The following is an 18,953-nucleotide window of genomic DNA, read 5'->3' as shown; positions in this document are numbered from 1 at the left end:
TAACCTATTCAGAATAAATAACTACCTCGGTTTATATAATCCCCCACTGTTCAATATGGTGGGATAGCTATTAGTACAAACACTCCGTTTTGATGTAATCTTGTAAGTACTTGGTCTGCTGCACGTTCTCCACCATCATTCGGAGGAGATCGTAATAATTTTGTTTAGCTGACTCTGTAAGTTGTGGGGGCCCTGCATCGCCCACGCTGCCGGAGGAAGTGGTTTCTGACACAGGACAGGTGGCTTGGATGAGCAGTTTACGACGGCCAGCGGCAACATCAGCCCGAAGAGTGTCAATTTCAGTCTTGGCATTGGCAAGTTCCTGAGTGTGGCGGGTATCCAGTTCATGCAGTATTTCAATATGCGTGTTCTGGTAGTTAATAGTGTCAGTCAGTTGCTGGATTTCAGTTATTTGGTCGCTATTAATGCCGAGCTGTTTCTTATAGCCAGAGCGGTATAAGAAGGTAGCGGATGAGGAAATCATCAATGCAATAACAACGCCGGAGGTGAAATTGAACTTCATGATAAAAACATCTGGCGTTCAGATGCCCGACGATTATCCAGCCCACGCATGACCTTGCCTGCCACTTTATTCCAGCGGGAAAACTCTGCTGCTGCACCTGAATAATCACCTTGATTGAGTTTCTTCAATAAAGTGGAACCCGAAAAGTTACCACAGCCACAATTGAATATAAACGAGCATAGGGCATCGAACTGGCTTTGACTCAAAGGAACTTTAACCCATTGCTTTAATGTGATGTAAATAGGTTGGAGATCATCATGTAGGAATGCTTCGGCTTGCTGCTCTGTAATCACATCCCCTTTTTTAACCCCTTTTATATGGCCATAACCAATGGTCCAAGGCACGCCACCTGTTGCTGGATCAGGATAGGCTTTTCGTTTCAGGCCTTCATATTGTTTGATGCACTCAAGGCCTTTATCGCTGATTTCCATCAGAAGATGCTCCCGTTCTTTTCTCTGCCGCTTTACGCAGCCATTGGCCGATAAAGTCTGCCCCTAAATAACCCATCACCACACTGCCGATATAAGCTAAATCAGGATTCAGACCAAACAGATTTAATACATCACGAATGAACCAGGCAAACATGGCACATATAAAGGCATCGATAGATACTTTTAACCAACCTACACCATTATAGCGACCTCGGAGAAATGCCATTGTTCCGGCGAGTACCGCCCCTATGCCTTGTTCTTTTATTGAAATAAGCCAGTCACCGAGGTGTCCCCAGACATCAGGATCTTCTTTCATTTTCATATTCCCCCATTAGAGCAATAGGTATCTGTGGGGTGAGTGACGTCAGCCCTTGTGAGTGAGTTAATAGGATGCCAGCCGCAATACGTGGATACAGATGTGATGAGAGTGATTGCGGTGGCAAAGTCGGTTGACACTGCACACACTTAACGTATACTGACGCTATACAGTATACGGCGGCGCACAATGATTAAGAGTTTTAAACATAAAGGGTTAGAAAAATTCTTTAAAACAGGCTCTACAGCAGGCATTCAGGCAAACCATGCTGTAAAACTGAATATTCAATTAACCGCGTTAAACACCGCCAAAAAACCCGATGACATGAACGCGCCCGGCTGGAAATTACACCCGTTAAAAGGCGCTGATTTAAAAGGCCACTGGGCTGTTTCTGTCAACGGGAACTGGCGGCTGACATTTCGCTTTGAAGGCGAAGATGCCATCTTGGTTAATTATCAAGATTATCACTGAGGAATCACATAATGAGCAGAATGTATAATCCCGCACATCCCGGCATTGTCTTACGCGAATATTTAGGCGACATTTCTGTTACCGAAGCTGCGAAAGCGCTGGGTGTCACCCGTGTGGCTTTATCCCGTATTTTAAATGGCAGCGCAGGCATATCCGCAGATATGGCACTTCGTTTAGAAGCGGCATTAGGAACCAGTGCCGAAATGTGGACAAATATGCAGTCCCAGTATGAGTTGTGGCAGGCTTCTCAACAACAGCGCCCCGAAATCAGGCCGATATTTGCACATCTGTAATGATGAAGTGGTTAGGTATTGCCGAACCACTTCAACTATCCGGTCATTCCGGTGAGTTGAGTTGTAAACGCTAAGTTGACAACTGCCCGTTGATCTCCTGTACAGTCTGCTTAAACCGTGCCTCTTCCAGCTCCACACCCAAAACACGACGATTTAACTTTAACGCCGCTTTTAACGTTGCCCCAGAACCCATAAAGAAATCGGCCACCACATCCCCTTCCCGGCTGCTGGACTGGATAATATGTGCCATTAAATCAGCGGGCTTTTCGCAAGGGTGCTTGCCTGGATAATACTGAACAGGTGCAAACTGCCAGACGTCGGTATAAGGCACTGCTGCCGTGACTGAGAACGAACGGCGCATTAAGCCATATTCCTGCCGCAATTCATCATACTGACGCGACAGGGTGAAATGAGAGTCCACCAGCTCAGGATACGGGGTGTTCAGTTCACCACGCTGGTGCTTTTCGTTAGCGATACGCTCAAACAGTCCCTGCAACTTTTGGTAGTCAGTTTCACTGGGTAACTGCCATTGACTATCGCTGAACCAGTGACTGGCCATCTGCTTTCCGGTGGCTTTGTGTATGTCTTTTGCCGTGATGCCTAACGCTTTACGAGCATCACGAAAATAATCCACCAGCGGTTTAAACACCGACTGTTTTAGTTCCCGGCATTGTTTGAAATAGCCATCGCCTTTCGGGTGATAGGGACCTTGGTAATGTTCGGCAAAAATAATACGTTCTGTGGCCGGAAAATACATCCGCAGGCTTTCTTTATGCTGCCTGCGCCACGGGCCAGACGGTTTCGCCCAGATAATATGGTTCAGCACGTTAAACCGTTCCCGCACCAGCAGTTCCGTATCCGAGGCCAGACGCGAACCGCAGAACATATACAGGCTGCCGTTCGGTTTCAGTATCCGCCAGAATTCAGCCAGCACTTCATCCAGCCACGCAAGGTAGGCCGTGGCATCCTCCCACTGGTTATCCCAGTGACAATCTTTCACGCGAAAGTACGGCGGGTCCGTGGCAATTAAGTCGATGCAGTTATCAGGCAGGGTTTTGATAAATTTCAGGGAGTCATCGTTGACTAAGGTGACAGGGCGTAAATCCATCCGCTTTTTTCCTCTCGACGCTGACTGTTCTCAGGAAAACCACAACACGAAAAGCCGGCATTTACCGGCTACACTTTCACGTTCTGGGAAATACCCCCATCAGGGAGAACGTTTGAAAAACGTGTCATCTTCCCGGCTTTCCATTAAACCCGCCAGACGAAATTGCGTTAACAGTAATTGGCAACGGGGCTCAGGCAGCCCCATTAATTTAGACACTTCAGAAACAGAAAACCACGTATGCAAAGGAACGGCGTCTAAAACACAGGCGGCTGTTATTGTCATATCTTCATGTTTTAGCATGATAAATTTAACCCTCCGGGCAGTTTTTATGCATGAACACACATGTAACTCTGACCAAAGACAACAGCAAGTCTTATGTTTTATTTCAGGCGTAAAAAAACCTTGCACGGGGCAAGGTTTAAGCTGTCTGGTATTAATAAGCTGGGTGACTTTGCTATCACGTTTATCACAATAGCACCGTTTTTACGATCGTAAAGCGTTATTTTTATATGCAGTCACATCATGGATATTGCATTAACGGGATGTCTTTATCCATGTCCAGTGCAATATCCAGCATCATTAACATCCCTTCAATAACGCCTTCGGCCTTTTGTAATCGCTTCCCGATGTGCGTATCCGAACAATGATGATCATGGGCGAGTTGCATAAAGGTTTTACCGAACACGTAATAATCAAATAGCAGATCGTGCGCATCGTTACACTGTTGATTCAGTTTTGCCATGCAACTGGCGATAATCATGGCATCGTCATCACAACACTGTACGCGGGATTTCACCCGGTTCGGGATTAACCCTTTGAAACCTGCCGCAATGGAAGACCAGTAAACCCCGTCACGATTATCCGCAGCCCATGCGCCCCAGCGCTCCATCACTAACTGAATATCACGCATTCATGCACTCCCCTGTGATTAAAGCGCCCTGTCGGCATAACGACGTTGTTTTTGTTGGGTTTGTTGCGACCTGCGGCAAATTTCGGCTGCCGATATCTGATCCGTCGGCAGGTAATGACCGTGCCGGAATGCCTGATAAACCGTGCCGGTTTGCCCGTGACGGTTCTTCTCCAGAATAATTTCCGCGTACTGACTGGCGGGGCTGAGTGGGTTATACACCCCATCCCGATAAGTAAAAATAATGCGATCCGCATCCTGCTCCAGTGAGCCGGAATCACGTAAGTCAGCCGCTATCGGGCGGCGCTGATGCAAAGGACGCTTATCCACGTCCCTTGAGAGCTGGCTCAAAGCCGTGACCGGAGTATGCAGCCGTTTCGCCAAGCCTTTCAGTGCTTTCGATATTTCTGCCACAGCTAAGTCGTGGCGGTCAGCCCGGGGTTTTCTAATCAACCCAAGATAGTCGACGAAAATGCCCTTTAAGTTCGGGTGACGACGCTTATGAGTTTCACTGATAGCGCAAATTTGTTCGATACTCAGGTCGCTGGCATCCAGCACATGAATATCCCGGTCGATGAGCGAACCCAGTGCATTGCCAATCCGCCCCCAGTCCTCATCATACAGTTCACAGTTCCTGAGTTTAGACACCGGCATCGCCGCCGAACTCGCCACCATGCGCTCGGCAATTTGTTGCGCCGCCATTTCCATGGAAAACAACAAAGCACCACCGCCGTCGCAGGTCATGCCGTCAATCATGCACAGGGCCAGTTCCGTTTTTCCCATGCCCGGACGTCCGCCCAGCAAAATCAGGTCAGTCGGGTTAAATCCGCCGGTCAGTTCGTCCAGCGGCTCAATGCCCGTCAGGATCATACCGGTCTTGCCCTGATTGCGCGCCTCCAGTGTTTCAACGTACCTGTCCAGTAAGGTACCGATGACAACAGGTTGTAAGCTACTCTCGCTCTGGGATATCCCATTAAACTGGGACGCAAACGCCTCAATCAGTGCTTCCGCTTGCGTGTGATTGCCACAGGCTTGAATCTCTTGCTGGTAACGGTTAATCAGCTCAGTGACTTGACGTACCCGCCAGTAACGCATGACTTTTTCCGCATAGCCTTTTAAATTGGCTCGCCAGACCGGCGTTTTGGCCAGTTCGAGTAGGTGAGCCAGAATACCGCGTTCTTCACCCATCGCATCCGCAATGAAAAAGGGATCGATAATCGCACTGCTCAGGGCCTGCCTTTTGATTTCTCCGTACACCCGGCGCAGATGAACGGAGCTGAACGCCTCATCCGGTAGCATCGCTAATACATCGTAAGCGTCCGGTGTTGCCCCGCCGGATAACAAGCCACTGATAACGGCCATTTCCAAATCATAGACATTCATGCGATTTCCCTCCGGTAGCTTTCCCAGTCAAAGGCCAATACCGTGCCGCCCTGAAACACTCTATCCAGCGTCCGGTCACCCAAAAACTGCGCCAGCTCAGTCACGGGCAAATTACTGATCAGAATGGTGGGCAGCAGGTCTTCATAGCGATTATTCAGTACCTCAAACAGAATATGGCGTTCAGACTCCGTGCCGTACTGCACGCCGATTTCGTCAATCACCAGCAAATCCAGCTCGCTGTAAAATTTCAGAGTGTCAAATTCACTCATTTCACCCTCGCTGTTCCATGAGCGACGAAACGCCCGGATGATGCGTGACGCAGTGGTGATAAAAACCGCTTCATCATAGCCTGTTGCAATTTCACGGCAGAGGGCGACGGCAAGGTGAGTTTTGCCTGTGCCCTGACGCCCACACAGGATCATACCTTCCCCTGCTCGCTTGCGTTCCGCCCATGTCTGGACGTAGCCCTGACAGGTTTTCAGATTGGTTTCTGCCCTGCGGTTCTGTGGCTGGTAGGTGGCAAAGCTGGCCTGCGCAAAGCGGGGAACGATTTTCAATATTCCCGGTTCCGTTGTTTCCATCACGTCTGCTGCTCCTTAAAGATTTTTTGTCCAGCTCGCGCCGTGTGATTCATAACACTTGTGCTCAAATCCGCTATGGGTGTTGACTTGGGGCTGCCGACCAGATTTCTGCTTGTCAGGAAATAACCCTTGCCAACTGTTGGCAATGGAGGTGCAAATCACCTCGTCAGGATGAGTGCATCCCGCTAATTGCCTGGCCTGCTGGCGGCAACTGGTTTCGGTCAGGGGTTTCCTGATTTCCTGCCTGAATGTCACCCAATCCGCCCACATTTCGGCACTGACATTCTCGGGTTTGGCCGTCAGGGGATCGAATACTGATTTTTTTGCCTGTTTTTCCTGCCCAGCCCCTTGGGGTTTTATAGGTTCTTTGACTGATTCCTTGACTGGTTCAAAAGAGTGACTGATTCTGGTGCCATCTGACGGCATAGGGGGTCTGCCATTTGGCGGCACAGGGGTGTCAGCAGATGGCATAGGGCTGCCAGCCAGTGGCACAGGGGGTATGCTTTTGGGTGACACAGGGTCAGCGGATAAATTCAGGTAATAGACATTCGAGGCATTCCCTTTCCCGTTGTGATTACCCAGCCGATTTTCCTTGGTCAGCAAGCCCATCTTAATCAGGACACCAATGTGACTTCGCACGGCGCTTTTGCTGCATTCACAGTGATCTGCAATATGCTGATACGAGGGCCAGCACTCCCCTTTGTCGTTTGCATTATCGGCTAGTTTAATCAGCACCAGTTTCCTCAGAGGATTGCCCACCCGGATACTCATTGCCTTTGCCATCAGACTCATACTCATGCTGTTTCTCCCTGTTACCGTATGTTAAATCCCATCCCCATGTTCATCCCGGACGCACCTCAAACACCCGGCATCATCCGCCACCAGTGGTAATTGGAAATTTATTTAGGGGTTTTGGCTTCAGGTGGCGGGAAAACGGTAGGCAGATCAGGACGCAATTCATGAGCCTGAACCGCCCCGTTTGAAAAAACCACAATATCGGGGACCCGTGATACCGAAACCCGTTTTTTCCGTACAACCATGCACTGATGAGCGATTGCGCACACCCCAGAACCTGAGCCAATTTGGCCTGACTGCCTGCGATATCTATCACTTTTTTTATCACACTGTTTTTCATTAGTTCCTTTCTCCAACACCACGGCAATAACAATATCACTAACAGTCAATATAAATCACTATTGGAGTATTTGTAAAGGTATCACTTTAGAGATAGAATAAGAAAAAAATGTTCCAAGACAGCGGTTCTTGGGCTTATCACCTGTATTTCACGTAAATGCGGGAACCACTCATGAGGCACTTATGACGCTTGCTGATAGATTAAAAGAAGCCATGGCAGATAAGGGGCTGACCCAATCTGCTCTGGCAAAAAAAGCCGGCATGGCACAATCCATGATATGGAAATTACTTTCCGGGAACGCCGTCAAAACAGGCAGACTCGTTGATTTGGCCAAGGCGCTTGACGTGCGCCCGGAATGGCTTAGTGATGGCAGTGGTCATAAATCGCAGTCCGGTGATACTGATTTTGCTGTCAGGCATGACAACCGTTATGCACCGGTAAAAATTTATGAAGCAGAACAAGAAACCCCAGAGTTCTTCATGGTGCCGGCCTTTTCTGAACAGCAAACCTCGTTTGAATCCTGCCGGGCTTATCGCATCACCCAAAATACCGGCTGCGCTGAAGCGCCGGAAAGGACGGTGATTGTGGTGGATACACAGGAAGAGATCGCCAATGATGATTTAGTCTATGCACGCATCGGAGAGCACTATTCAGTTTATCGTTATAAACAAGGGGGGGCAGCCAATTTTTTATCTGTTGATGACTCGCGTATCCCCTTGATAACCTTCTCTCCTGACATGGAAATCGTCGGTGTGATTGTTTATTTATTCCGTAACATGAAGCGAAAACGATAACATTCCTCTCCCTGCTCTAAACACCGCCAAACCCTGCCTCTATTTGCGACAAGATACTGTTTTTAATGCAGTATCTTTAGTTTCATTGAAATTATTATCACCCTCAAGATCCAAAATCATTCAAATAATATCAAATTAAAACTATTTGATATCAATAAGATAATTAAAAAATTTGATATATATCACTATAGGTATGGATTTGATGAAATTTAAGTGATAATGTTAGCCACATCAAAGTGATAGGAATAATCACTACCATAGTCAGCGAGAGGATTTATGCGTACCTTCATTTCTGCCATCATCAAGAAACCGGCAACAAAACAAAAAAATGCTATCACCATTAATGGTATTGTTGCCAATATCGCACAAACAAACAGCCTGCATACAGGAACAACACATATCACCTTTTTGGCAGATCAATATCATCAGGGCAAAACCCAGAATCACGGCATGGATATACAAAATAAAGATGAATTTAAACATCATATCTTAACAACGTATCGAGTCAGCCCAAAACATACAGAGCCTGTTCCTTGCTATAATTTAGAACTGATTGTCGATTACGGTTATGCACTCTATAAGCGGAGAGGACGATATATGCATTTAATTGATATCATTCCTCTGATTAAAGCAGACAAGAAAACACGGCCAGTAATAAAAATAGCCACACAATAAACGACTATAAATACAATCTATAAATTTCAATCAATATTAAAACTGAATGACAGCGCCTGCGCTGGGGAATGTTTCACTCTAAATTCAGAATGGTTACGTACAAGAAGAGAACACGAAAGAAGTCTGTTATATGGAAACTGCAAATAAAATGGCTCAAATGGAGCCAGAAAAAATATCATCTTACATCGTCACATTGGGAACAAACAAAACACTGAGCAATGCATATCAGTAATCAAAACAACAAGAGATACGCCCTGCTGTTACTACAGATAGCCCGAGCACAAGCAAGGGAGTTTTGAGAAATGGCTATCAGAGAGGGAGGCAAGTCATGGCGATAAGATACATTAAGCGTGAAGAGATGCAACGACTCACAGGAAAAAGCAAAACAACCCTTTGGAGAATGTATGCAAAAAGAAATGAGTTTCCTAAACCAGATAAAACTGCTGGTGGAACATTTCTAGGATGGCCTGAAGAGGTCTATGAGGCTTGGGTGAGAGAGAAGAAGTAGCGATAACTTGACCCATTACCTGACCCGTTGTTATGGCGGGTTTTTCATTTTTTATCGTAACTTATTGATTTTATGGTACGCCCTACAGGATTCGAACCTGTGACCTACGGCTTAGAAGGCCGTTGCTCTATCCAGCTGAGCTAAGGGCGCATTGGGATGTGAAATAAGAAGCACAATTAATGCAGGGGTGGATTATACGGGCATAATGGCTTGAGTCAATGACCTTTTAGCTCATATGCTCATTTTATGATTAATTATTAATAACTGACAGGCGGTTCATGTTCTGACAAAATAGCTCCTGTTCCTATACCCGATGATGGAATCTTAAATATATGCCAGCAAAAATTATTGATGGGAAAACGATTGCGCAGACAATCAGAAAAGAAGTTGCAGAAAAAGTCAGACAGCGTGTTGCTACTGGAAAACGTGCCCCCGGACTTGCCGTCGTTTTAGTAGGAGAAAATCCCGCCTCCCAGATTTATGTCGCGAGCAAACGCCGCGCTTGTGAGGAAGTTGGTTTTACTTCCCGCTCTTATGACTTACCAGACACCACCAGCGAAGCCGAATTACTCACTTTGATAGATAACCTGAACAAAGATACAGAAATCGACGGTATCTTAGTTCAACTTCCCCTCCCTGCCGGTATTGATAATGTTAAAGTACTGGAACGTATTCATCCCGATAAAGATGTTGATGGGTTTCACCCTTACAATATCGGCCGATTGTGTCAACGTGCACCAAAGCTGCGCCCTTGTACTCCACGAGGTATTGTGACGTTACTGGAGCGCTGTAATATCAATACCTATGGGCTGAATGCCGTTATCATTGGTGCTTCCAATATTGTCGGGCGTCCAATGAGCCTTGAATTACTGTTAGCAGGCTGTACCACCACAGTAACGCATCGTTTTACCAAGAATCTGCGCCAGCATGTTGAACAGGCCGATTTATTAGTCGTGGCTGTTGGTAAACCCAACTTCATTCCTGGTGAATGGATTAAACCCGGGGCAATTGTGGTTGATGTCGGCATCAACCGTCTGGAAAATGGTAAAGTCATTGGGGATGTCGATTTCGATAAGGCATCTGAATGCGCAAGTTGGATTTCTCCTGTGCCGGGTGGTGTCGGCCCGATGACAGTTGCGACATTAATTCAAAATACCTTGCAGGCATGTGAGGAATACCATGATGTAGATACAACTGAAGGATACTGATGGAAATTTTTTATTTAGATAGTCACCCTTATGTAGAACTGTGTGATCTGCTGAAGTTTCAAGGGTGGTGTGAAAGTGGTGCTGCTGCGAAGACTGTAATTGCAGAGGGTTTAGTAGAAGTTGATTCTCAGGTGGAAACCCGCAAACGCTGCAAAATCGTCTCTGGGAAAGTTGTTACCTTTAACGGTGAGTCTGTGCGTGTTGAAGGGTAGCTCAGTAGCATTAAGTCTCTGATAATATCCTTCGGAAAAACTGTACCTTATATTCTCTACGCATTTAAGGTGCAGTTTTTTATTTATAAACAGATTTCATTTTTTTAATACAAATTAATCTGGTTTCTCTACAGAGATATGTGATATTAACGATATCTTAATAAATAATCATGCCGACAATATTTTGGTTTTCTAATAAGTTGCTATACTGAGAGACTCACTTACAACTGAAAAGGAGTTGATTATGTTTAGTAATAGAGCTGCAAGAAGGTTGTTGGGCATGTCTCATAAGTTAAGTAAATCTAAACGCAGAGTGACTATTTCTCTTCTGAATCTCGATTCCAGTGATAGTAAGCATCAAATACCAGAACATCTGAGTCATTCTTCTTTTATTTCTATAAAACGAGATACTTCTTCAGGAAAAGTCACTTATCATTCGGGAAGTGCTTTCTATCCTAAATATTTAAATACGAATCAATAAAATAATCTGCTTTATTTATCAAATAAGTTTGGTTATAAAAAAATAATATCACTACAAACATTACTGTGATTAAAACATTACATAATATATTGCTGTAGTAAAACAAGCCGCCCACATATGGGGGCGGTTTTCGGTTATTGACAAAGTGCGGTTTTTTATCCGGCACTTTGCTTTAATCAAGTTCCGTTCACCAAACGGAGCTTACCACTATGTCAAGAACTTCCCCTCCCCAGATTTTTCTCTCTCGCTTGACGAACTCGTGCCTAAAAATCATCCGGTTCGCAAATTAGAGGCAGCCATTGATTTTGAATTCATCCGTGAATTAGTGGCCCCTTAGTCTGAAATGAAATCGTCACCTTTTAGGTAGCGATTTCATTTATAATTTATTTATTGATACAAATTACATCCAGAAGAACCAGGCAATTACAGAAATAATCGCAATACATGCCAAGTTCAGCACAAGACCCACCCGCACCATTTCAATCTGCTTGATATAGCCAGTGCCATAAACAATGGCATTCGGTGGTGTGGCTACAGGTAGCATAAATGCACAAGATGCACCAATACCGATAATCATGGTCAACACGATAACTGGCATTCCCAGAGCTTCTGCAACTGTGGCAAAAATAGGCACAAGTAACGCGGCACTGGCTGTATTACTGGTAAATTCGGTCAGGAAGATAATGAATGTAGCAATAGCAACAATAATCACAAACCACGAACTTGAGCCAAATGTTGCAGCCATGCCATTCGCCATAACTTCACTTGCACCGGAGTTTTTCAGAACAGCGCTCAGTGTCAGACCACCACCAAACAGCATCAACACGCCCCATTCAGTGTTATTTTGGATCTGTGACCATGTTGATATACCAGTAATGCCAATCAGAATAGCTGCACTCACAGCAATGAGAGTATCTAAGTCTTTGATACCGCCAAGAGCGTCACTGATGAAGGAACTGAAAATCCAGCACACAACAGCCAGCAGGAAAATAAACATGGCGATAACACGTTTACTATTCCATTCCAGATGTTCCAGTTCCAGATCAAATTTATGATTCAGATTCGGACGCAACATGATATACATCAGCATTACCATAACTGGCAACAGGATGATCACCATTGGTACGCCGTACTTCATCCATGTAATGAAATCCATACCTAACTGTGCTGCTGCAATTGCATTGGGTGGGCTACCTACCAACGTGCCCAAACCACCAATACTGGCGCTATATGCCACACCCAGCAACACAAAAACAAATGTATTACGTTCAGTACGGACATCCAGATTAGCCAGAATACCCAGAACCAGTGGCAACATCATCGCTGCGGTCGCTGTATTGCTGATCCACATCGAAAGTAGAGCCGTGATACCAAATATCAGCATGACCGCCACTGATAAACGCCCGCGGGCAATCATCAGAAGACGGTTAGCTATCAGTCTATCCAGACCTTGAATATGTAGTGCTGTCGCCAGTGCAAAGCCACCAAAGAACAAAAAGATAATCGGGTTTGCAAAAGATTTCAGCGCGTCACCTGTATTCATCAATCCCATTCCGACCGCCAGAATTGGAACACAAAGTGCAGTAATAATGACGTGAATGGCTTCAGTCAGCCATAACACCCCGATAAATGCCATTAATGCCAAACCGGCATTTGCTTTTTCGCTATAAGGCAAAAACTTCAGCAAAGCAATTAGCAAAATGATATCCAGCGCGAGAATAATTAAGCCTCTTTTACTTGAGGGTATTGGCCCAACCGCTGGGGTTAAAGATTCTGAAGCATCCATGAAGACTCCATACAACAATGAAACATAACCCTGTAATGTAAAAATAATAATTGATGAATCATTGCTCTAAATGTTAATGAATTACATTACATATGAAATAATAAGGAGTCTGAACGATAAATAAAATACAAGGTGTGAGATTTTGGGATCTGCCACGCGAGATTTGCTTAATTATTAATCAAAGGAGTAAAAAAAGAGCATATTTTAATAGGTTATGTCACATTTCTTATTTTACGAATGGTTAAATAATCCTCTATTATGCAATAAAGAAAAAAAGCACATAGCTAAAATTACCTTTTTAAGAAAGGCGAAAGAGTATTACTCTTCCGCCAAAATATAAATAATATTTATTTTTTATCGAAGCCAGTCAGCGATTATGCCTGACCTTTCACTTCTCTCAAGCCATTGAAAGGAGCACGGTTACCCAATGCTTCTTCGATACGGATCAGCTGGTTGTATTTAGCAACACGGTCAGAACGGCTCATAGAACCAGTCTTGATTTGACCTGCCGCAGTACCTACTGCCAGGTCAGCAATGGTTGCGTCCTCAGTTTCACCAGAACGGTGAGAGATAACCGCAGTGTAACCTGCATCTTTCGCCATCTTGATTGCAGCCAGCGTTTCAGTCAGAGAGCCAATCTGGTTAAATTTGATCAGGATGGAGTTAGCAATACCTTTTTCGATACCTTCTTTCAGGATCTTGGTATTGGTTACGAACAGATCGTCACCAACCAATTGGATTTTATCGCCCAGTACCTTGGTCTGGTAAGCAAAACCGTCCCAATCAGATTCATTCAGGCCATCTTCGATAGAAACAATTGGGTATTCTTTAGTCAGTTCTTCCAGATAGTGAGTGAATTCCTGAGAAGTAAAAGTTTTGCCTTCGCCTTTCAGTTCATAGTTACCAGTTTCTTCGTTATAGAATTCAGAAGCAGCACAGTCCATCGCCAGAGTGATATCTTTACCCAACACATAACCTGCTTTTTCTACGGCTTCTTTAATAGCTGCCAGTGCTGCTGCGTTAGATTCTAAATTTGGTGCATAACCACCTTCATCGCCCACCGCAGTACTCATGCCTTTTGCTTTCAGTACTTTTGCCAGATTATGGAAAACTTCAGAACCCATACGTACCGCTTCTTTCAGCGTGCCCGCACCTACTGGCTGGATCATGAATTCCTGAATATCTACGTTGTTGTCAGCATGTTCACCACCATTGATGATGTTCATCATTGGCAGAGGCATGGAGAATTTACCCGGAGTACCGTTCAGTTCAGCAATGTGCTCGTACAGAGGCATACCTTTTGCCGCTGCCGCCGCTTTGGCGTTCGCAAGAGAAACGGCCAAAATCGCATTAGCACCGAAGTTAGATTTGTTTTCAGTACCATCCAACTCAATCATGATCTTATCGATATTGGCCTGATCTTTCGCATCCTGACCAACCAGAGCTTGAGCAATTGGGCCGTTAACCGCTGCAATTGCTTTCAGTACACCTTTACCCATAAAGCGGGATTTGTCGCCATCACGCAGTTCCAGCGCTTCGCGAGAACCCGTTGATGCACCTGATGGTGCCGCAGCCAGACCAACAAAGCCGCCTTCCAGATGTACTTCCGCTTCTACCGTTGGATTACCACGGGAGTCGATGATTTCACGGCCGAGCACTTTAACGATTTTGGACATTAGGTTTTCCTCAGTACAAGTTAAATTCCGGGCAATTGATGGTCACTCAAAGGATCAAGTGAAACCCCATCAATCATCCCATATCTTATTTCACTGGCCTTTCTGGTATTTGCGCGCGGCTTCAACAAAACCGGCAAATAACGGATGACCATCGCGAGGCGTTGAAGTAAATTCAGGGTGGAACTGACATGCCACAAACCATGGATGGTTCGGGTTCTCAATAATTTCCACCAATTTATTGTCGATTGAGCGGCCGGCAACACGTAAGCCCGCGTCTTCAATGCGTTTCAACAATAGATTGTTCACTTCGTAACGATGGCGGTGACGTTCAATAATATCGTCCTGGCCATAAAGTTTACGTACCAGACTGTTTTCAGTCAGATGACACTGTTGGCCACCAACACGCATCGTTCCGCCGAGATCGCTCTCTTCACTGCGTACTTCTAAGTTGCCGTTCTCATCACGCCATTCAGTGATCAGACCTACAACTGGTAACTTACATTCAGGCTCAAATTCAGTAGAGTTAGCCCTTTCTATACCTGCAACATTGCGTGCAAATTCAATCAGGGCAACCTGCATGCCCAGACAAATTCCCAGGTAAGGGACTTTATTTTCACGGGCGTAGCGTGCCGTCATAATTTTGCCTTCGATGCCACGACCACCGAAGCCACCTGGCACCAGAATCGCATCCAGACCTTTCAATACTTCAACACCGCGGGTTTCCACATCCTGAGAATCAATCAATTTGATGTTGACGGTCAGACGTTTTTTCAAACCACCGTGTTTCAGTGCTTCAATAACTGATTTATACGCATCCGGCAGCTCAATATATTTGCCCACCATACCGATGGTCACTTCGCCTGATGGATTTGCTTCTTCATAAATGACCTGTTCCCATTCAGACAAGTCAGCTTCTGAGCATTCTAGGCTGAATCGTTTACAAATATAATCATCTAAACCCTGAGATTTCAAGTGGCCAGGAATTTTATAAATAGAATCAACATCTTTCAAAGAGATAACGGCTTTCTCTGGTACGTTACAGAAAAGTGCAATTTTTGCTCGCTCGTTAGCGGGGATAGTGCGATCTGAACGGCAGATCAAAACATCCGGCTGAATACCAATGGAAAGCAGCTCTTTCACAGAATGCTGGGTAGGTTTAGTTTTCACTTCGCCTGCTGCTGCCATATAAGGTACCAGAGTCAGATGCATAAACAGCGTATTCTCACGGCCTACTTCTACCGCCATCTGACGGATAGCTTCAAGGAATGGCAGAGATTCAATATCACCTACAGTACCGCCAATTTCTACCAGCACAACATCGTAACCTTCCGCGCCCCGGATGATACGGTCTTTGATTTCATTAGTGATGTGAGGAATAACCTGAATGGTTGCGCCCAGATAATCGCCACGGCGTTCTTTACGCAAAACTTCGGAGTAAACACGACCTGTCGTGAAATTATTGCGACGTGTCATTTTGGTTCGAATGAAACGTTCGTAATGGCCTAAATCGAGATCAGTTTCAGCGCCATCTTCGGTAACGAAAACTTCCCCGTGTTGGGTTGGGCTCATTGTACCTGGATCAACGTTGATATACGGGTCCAGTTTCATAATGGTGACATTGAGTCCACGGGCTTCGAGTATGGCCGCCAAAGAGGCTGCGGCAATGCCTTTACCCAGAGAGGATACGACCCCGCCGGTCACAAAAATATAATTAGTTTTCATGCTGAACCTGAAAGTTTAGGTTTAAAAGGATGATGAATATAACAGGACGGGAAAGCAGTATACCCTAACCTTAAATGCGCTACAAACTCTATCTCTTTTACCTATCCAACTGTAGCAATTTCAAAATAAAACTAATCACAACATAGGTCAAAAAAAGCCTAGCTATCTCAAGAAAAATCGGGCTTTTTACATAAAAAGAATGACCTGCATATAGAGTGTACAACGAATCTCTTTATGCTTTACATAAAGTTTCTGCCACGTATCATCCTTCATTTTCTGAAGTGAAAAATATTAAAGAGAACATAGCATGGAAATGATGAGAGAGCGCCTGGAAAATAACCAGATCATCATTTATTTTGCTGTGGTGGTTATGGCGGCTGCTACTGCTTGGCTGTTACCGTGGACATCCGAGCTCGAAACGGCAATTAATCCGGCTCTGGCGCTGATGCTTTTTGTCACTTTCCTGCAAATGCCGGTAACTGAACTCAGCCAGGCCGCTATCCGAGTCCGTTTTTTGATCCCTCTTCTCCTAACCAATTTTGTAGCCGTTCCGTTACTGGTTGCGATACTGATTCAATTTCTGCCTACCGACCCCATACTCATTCCTGGTGTTCTTTTGGTATTGCTTACCCCCTGCATTGATTATGTTGTGACATTTTCTCAATTTGGCCAAGCTGATTCCCGGCTACTCTTGGCGTCAACTCCGATTCTGTTGATAATGCAGATTCTGTTACTACCTATTTATCTGAGGTTTTTCCTCAGTAGCCACGCAGTCGATCTTGTCCGTCCAGGGCCATTCCTCCATGCATTTATGTGGCTGATTGCAGCTCCCCTGTGCCTGGCGGCATTAACCCAATTCTGGGCCGGTCGCAGTCAATCTGGGAAACAGGTGTCAGACAGACTTAAATTCTTGCCTGTGCCAGCCACCGCCTTGGTGCTTTTCATTGTAGTGACAGCAATGGTTCCACAACTGGGAAAAGCAGCAGCAGGACATATCCTACCGATGTATACAGCTTTCGCTGTCACAGCACCTTTTGTCGGCTGGGCAGTGGCTCGTCTTTTCCAACTTGATACTCCGTCTGGAAGAGCAGTTGCTTTCAGCGCGGCTACACTCAATTCACTGGTTGTTCTCCCTCTTGCTCTGGCGGTTCCGGGCACGGTTCCAGTACTGCCTGCGGTTATAGTGACGCAGACCATGGTCGAACTTGTCAGCGAACTGATTTATATTCGGTTGATACCAAAATTGGGGCAAAACAGTAAACGTACTACTCAGGAAAAAATGTGAAAACCGCTTTAAAAGCGGTTTCAGACTGCTGACAAATCTCGTTGAAAATAACAGGATTTATTGATTACATCATAAATAATCTACTTCCTATTTTTCCTCATTACCCCATTTCAACTGCCTTCCAGACGGTGATTTTGTTTCTAATCACGTTAAATATATCCACCATCCACAGATAAAAACCACAAAGCACTGCCATCAGCGTAAGCGTCCGGTGATCTCACCTTGCTTTGCCAGATAAGCACAAAGTGGGATTTAGCTAAACGGGTTTTCAGACCAGGGAAGGAGTTCATTCAACCGGTTGTTCGGCCAGGTGGATAATCGGCGGAGGACATCACGCAACCAGACCCAGGGATCATGACCATTCGCGTTGGCCGTTTCCAACAAACTCATCACCATGGCGGCCCGCTGCCCTGCGGCTAATGAGCCCGCAAACAGCCCGTTTTTTCGTCCCACGGCCACACCCCGGAGCGCATTTTCCGCCCGGTTTTTGTCTATCGGGACCCGGCCATCATCCAGATAGCACACCAGCGCCGCCCAGCGTTTCAACGTATAGGTTATCGCCTTGTGTCATCCCGAGTTGGGCGCGGTTTTGGCCTGACAAGTTTGTAGCCAGGGACGTGCATAACGCTGCCGCCGTTTATCCGAGGGGCGCCGCCGGATTTTTCGCTCCAGTTTATACAGTTCCCGAATACCGTCCAACGCCTGTTTTGCCACCGGGCTTTGGCTGGCCTAGTAATAGTCAAAAAACTTGCGCCGGGCATGCGGCCAGGATGCAACTCGTAGTACACCACGGCGATCCCAGCGCAACACCTTGAGGCGGGAGCGGGCCTTGTTGAAAAAACAAATGCCTCCTCTTCCTGCCAGCGCAGGTTCAATAGTACCTGAATCACCTCCGGCAATAATGCCAGCGGGCAGATGTGGCATAGCCGTCGGGCGTCTGCAGGGTGACTGTGTGTGTCTGGGCCGGCTGGAGTGAAACGGGTAACACTGCTGACAAACTCGGGTTGGGGTCTCGGCGGATTTTTTTACTGTCGGCGATCCAGTCCCGAAAAGAGGAAAAGTTCAGCTGGTGCTGCTCACAATACTGTTTCGGGTCAGGCCACTGTGCCACCATTGGGTCACATGTTGCTGTTTTTGTTCCGGGGTGTATCGGTTACGGCGCATGATTGGGGCTCCAAATAAAAGATAAGAAGCTGTAGCGTGCATGAGCCGAATGGACGGAACAAGGTGAGATCACCGGAGCCTTACGATTTACATAAAAAGAATGACCTGCATAAGTAGTCTGATAATTATATTTATGAACTATTCTCATAACGCAAAAAAGCCATCCGGGGACGGATGGCTTCTCTGACTGAATTGATGTCTGGCAGTGCCCTACTCTCACATGGGGAGACCCCACACTACCATCGGCGCTACGGCGTTTCACTGCTGAGTTCGGCATGGGGTCAGGTGGGACCA

Annotated in this window: 23 protein-coding genes, 1 tRNA gene, 1 rRNA gene and 1 pseudogene; 9 read left to right on the top strand and 17 right to left on the bottom strand. The window is 45.9% G+C overall.

What is annotated here, in order from left to right; all coding sequences use genetic code 11:
- Positions 1 to 70: 70 nt before the first annotated feature.
- From Xbud_RS14010 to Xbud_RS14000, 3 genes are read right to left on the bottom strand one after another with little or no spacing between them, the layout of a single operon-like run.
- Positions 71 to 523, bottom strand: a complete 453-nt coding sequence (locus tag Xbud_RS14010) for a lysis protein (protein ID WP_099136638.1) — start codon at positions 521 to 523, stop codon at positions 71 to 73.
- A complete protein-coding gene (locus tag Xbud_RS14005; RefSeq protein ID WP_099136637.1) occupies positions 520 to 954 on the bottom strand; it encodes a lysozyme in 435 nt (144 codons plus the stop codon). The genes Xbud_RS14010 and Xbud_RS14005 overlap by 4 nt, the downstream gene beginning before the upstream one ends.
- Entirely contained in the window at positions 938 to 1,276 is a 339-nt protein-coding gene (locus tag Xbud_RS14000; RefSeq protein ID WP_099136636.1) for a phage holin, lambda family, read from the bottom strand. The genes Xbud_RS14005 and Xbud_RS14000 overlap by 17 nt, the downstream gene beginning before the upstream one ends.
- 183 nt (positions 1,277 to 1,459) lie before the next feature.
- On the opposite strand from Xbud_RS14000, the gene Xbud_RS13995 reads away from it, so the two are divergent.
- Both Xbud_RS13995 and Xbud_RS13990 read left to right on the top strand, forming a co-directional pair.
- Positions 1,460 to 1,741: a type II toxin-antitoxin system RelE/ParE family toxin gene (locus Xbud_RS13995; RefSeq protein ID WP_038181334.1), complete on the top strand. Its 282-nt coding sequence runs from the start codon at positions 1,460 to 1,462 to the stop codon at positions 1,739 to 1,741.
- Positions 1,742 to 1,752: 11 nt separating this feature from the next.
- Positions 1,753 to 2,034 (top strand): HigA family addiction module antitoxin, encoded by a 282-nt coding sequence (locus Xbud_RS13990; RefSeq protein ID WP_099136635.1) that lies wholly within the window; start codon positions 1,753 to 1,755, stop codon positions 2,032 to 2,034.
- Positions 2,035 to 2,104: 70 nt separating this feature from the next.
- Here the strand turns inward: Xbud_RS13990 and Xbud_RS13985 are convergent, their stop codons facing one another.
- The 7 genes from Xbud_RS13985 to Xbud_RS13955 form a co-directional block, all read right to left on the bottom strand.
- Positions 2,105 to 3,142: a DNA-methyltransferase gene (locus Xbud_RS13985; RefSeq protein WP_099136634.1), complete on the bottom strand. Its 1,038-nt coding sequence runs from the start codon at positions 3,140 to 3,142 to the stop codon at positions 2,105 to 2,107.
- A gap of 99 nt (positions 3,143 to 3,241) precedes the next feature.
- Entirely contained in the window at positions 3,242 to 3,442 is a 201-nt protein-coding gene (locus tag Xbud_RS13980) for a hypothetical protein (protein ID WP_099136633.1), read from the bottom strand.
- A 220-nt stretch (positions 3,443 to 3,662) separates the two neighbouring features.
- Positions 3,663 to 4,052 (bottom strand): antiterminator Q family protein, encoded by a 390-nt coding sequence (locus Xbud_RS13975; RefSeq protein ID WP_099136632.1) that lies wholly within the window; start codon positions 4,050 to 4,052, stop codon positions 3,663 to 3,665.
- Positions 4,053 to 4,070: 18 nt separating this feature from the next.
- Positions 4,071 to 5,432 carry a replicative DNA helicase gene (locus Xbud_RS13970; RefSeq protein ID WP_099136631.1) on the bottom strand — a complete coding sequence of 454 codons (1,362 nt, stop codon included), beginning with the start codon at positions 5,430 to 5,432 and terminating at the stop codon, positions 4,071 to 4,073.
- A complete protein-coding gene (locus tag Xbud_RS13965; RefSeq protein ID WP_099136630.1) occupies positions 5,429 to 6,013 on the bottom strand; it encodes an ATP-binding protein in 585 nt (194 codons plus the stop codon). Before Xbud_RS13965 ends, Xbud_RS13970 begins: the two co-directional genes overlap by 4 nt.
- A gap of 15 nt (positions 6,014 to 6,028) precedes the next feature.
- A complete protein-coding gene (locus tag Xbud_RS13960) occupies positions 6,029 to 6,811 on the bottom strand; it encodes a helix-turn-helix domain-containing protein (protein ID WP_099136629.1) in 783 nt (260 codons plus the stop codon).
- A 101-nt stretch (positions 6,812 to 6,912) separates the two neighbouring features.
- Positions 6,913 to 7,197, bottom strand: a complete 285-nt coding sequence (locus Xbud_RS13955; RefSeq protein WP_422645750.1) for a hypothetical protein — start codon at positions 7,195 to 7,197, stop codon at positions 6,913 to 6,915.
- Between the two features lie 133 nt (positions 7,198 to 7,330).
- Here Xbud_RS13955 and Xbud_RS13950 point away from each other — a divergent pair, with 133 nt between their 5' ends.
- From Xbud_RS13950 to Xbud_RS13940, 3 genes are all read left to right on the top strand, one after another.
- The gene (locus Xbud_RS13950) at positions 7,331 to 7,942 is read left to right on the top strand and encodes a helix-turn-helix domain-containing protein (protein ID WP_099136628.1); all 612 of its coding nucleotides are present in this window, start codon (positions 7,331 to 7,333) and stop codon (positions 7,940 to 7,942) included.
- Between the two features lie 276 nt (positions 7,943 to 8,218).
- The gene (locus Xbud_RS13945) at positions 8,219 to 8,617 is read left to right on the top strand and encodes a hypothetical protein (RefSeq protein ID WP_099136627.1); all 399 of its coding nucleotides are present in this window, start codon (positions 8,219 to 8,221) and stop codon (positions 8,615 to 8,617) included.
- 328 nt (positions 8,618 to 8,945) lie between these two features.
- Complete coding sequence (locus tag Xbud_RS13940) at positions 8,946 to 9,125, top strand: helix-turn-helix transcriptional regulator (RefSeq protein ID WP_046335935.1); 180 nt, start codon at positions 8,946 to 8,948, stop codon at positions 9,123 to 9,125.
- A gap of 73 nt (positions 9,126 to 9,198) precedes the next feature.
- On the opposite strand, the gene Xbud_RS13935 is transcribed toward Xbud_RS13940, so the two are convergent.
- Positions 9,199 to 9,275, bottom strand: a tRNA-Arg gene (locus Xbud_RS13935).
- Between the two features lie 182 nt (positions 9,276 to 9,457).
- Here Xbud_RS13935 and folD point away from each other — a divergent pair.
- The 3 genes from folD (at position 9,458) to sra (ending at position 11,026) form a co-directional block, all read left to right on the top strand.
- The gene (gene folD, locus Xbud_RS13930) at positions 9,458 to 10,333 is read left to right on the top strand and encodes a bifunctional methylenetetrahydrofolate dehydrogenase/methenyltetrahydrofolate cyclohydrolase FolD (protein ID WP_099136626.1); all 876 of its coding nucleotides are present in this window, start codon (positions 9,458 to 9,460) and stop codon (positions 10,331 to 10,333) included.
- Positions 10,333 to 10,545, top strand: coding sequence for a ribosome-associated protein YbcJ (gene ybcJ, locus Xbud_RS13925; RefSeq protein ID WP_099136625.1), 213 nt, complete (start codon positions 10,333 to 10,335; stop codon positions 10,543 to 10,545). Before folD ends, ybcJ begins: the two co-directional genes overlap by 1 nt.
- Before the next feature lie 244 nt (positions 10,546 to 10,789).
- On the top strand, positions 10,790 to 11,026 hold the full coding sequence (gene sra, locus Xbud_RS13920) for a stationary-phase-induced ribosome-associated protein (protein ID WP_099136624.1): 237 nt from the start codon (positions 10,790 to 10,792) through the stop codon (positions 11,024 to 11,026).
- A gap of 400 nt (positions 11,027 to 11,426) precedes the next feature.
- On the opposite strand, the gene Xbud_RS13910 is transcribed toward sra, so the two are convergent.
- From Xbud_RS13910 to pyrG, 3 genes are all read right to left on the bottom strand, one after another.
- Positions 11,427 to 12,812 carry an SLC13 family permease gene (locus tag Xbud_RS13910; protein WP_099136622.1) on the bottom strand — a complete coding sequence of 462 codons (1,386 nt, stop codon included), beginning with the start codon at positions 12,810 to 12,812 and terminating at the stop codon, positions 11,427 to 11,429.
- Positions 12,813 to 13,186: 374 nt separating this feature from the next.
- Entirely contained in the window at positions 13,187 to 14,488 is a 1,302-nt protein-coding gene (eno, locus tag Xbud_RS13905) for a phosphopyruvate hydratase (protein ID WP_099136621.1), read from the bottom strand.
- 90 nt (positions 14,489 to 14,578) lie between these two features.
- The gene (pyrG, locus tag Xbud_RS13900) at positions 14,579 to 16,210 is read right to left on the bottom strand and encodes a glutamine hydrolyzing CTP synthase (protein ID WP_099136620.1); all 1,632 of its coding nucleotides are present in this window, start codon (positions 16,208 to 16,210) and stop codon (positions 14,579 to 14,581) included.
- Between the two features lie 307 nt (positions 16,211 to 16,517).
- On the opposite strand from pyrG, the gene Xbud_RS13895 reads away from it, so the two are divergent.
- The gene (locus Xbud_RS13895; RefSeq protein ID WP_099136619.1) at positions 16,518 to 17,495 is read left to right on the top strand and encodes an arsenic resistance protein; all 978 of its coding nucleotides are present in this window, start codon (positions 16,518 to 16,520) and stop codon (positions 17,493 to 17,495) included.
- A gap of 252 nt (positions 17,496 to 17,747) precedes the next feature.
- Here Xbud_RS13895 and Xbud_RS13890 read toward each other — a convergent pair.
- The 3 genes and pseudogenes from Xbud_RS13890 to rrf all read right to left on the bottom strand — a co-directional run.
- Positions 17,748 to 18,263, bottom strand: a pseudogene (locus Xbud_RS13890) (IS66 family transposase); the annotation flags it as partial.
- A 118-nt stretch (positions 18,264 to 18,381) separates the two neighbouring features.
- The gene (locus tag Xbud_RS21370) at positions 18,382 to 18,534 is read right to left on the bottom strand and encodes a hypothetical protein (RefSeq protein WP_422645752.1); all 153 of its coding nucleotides are present in this window, start codon (positions 18,532 to 18,534) and stop codon (positions 18,382 to 18,384) included.
- A gap of 322 nt (positions 18,535 to 18,856) precedes the next feature.
- Positions 18,857 to 18,953: ribosomal RNA gene (rrf, locus tag Xbud_RS13880) — 5S ribosomal RNA — on the bottom strand; the annotation flags it as partial.

Source organism: Xenorhabdus budapestensis, assembly GCF_002632465.1.
Classification (GTDB): Bacteria; Pseudomonadota; Gammaproteobacteria; order Enterobacterales; family Enterobacteriaceae; genus Xenorhabdus; species Xenorhabdus budapestensis.
This window is presented reverse-complemented; position numbering and strand designations above follow the sequence as displayed.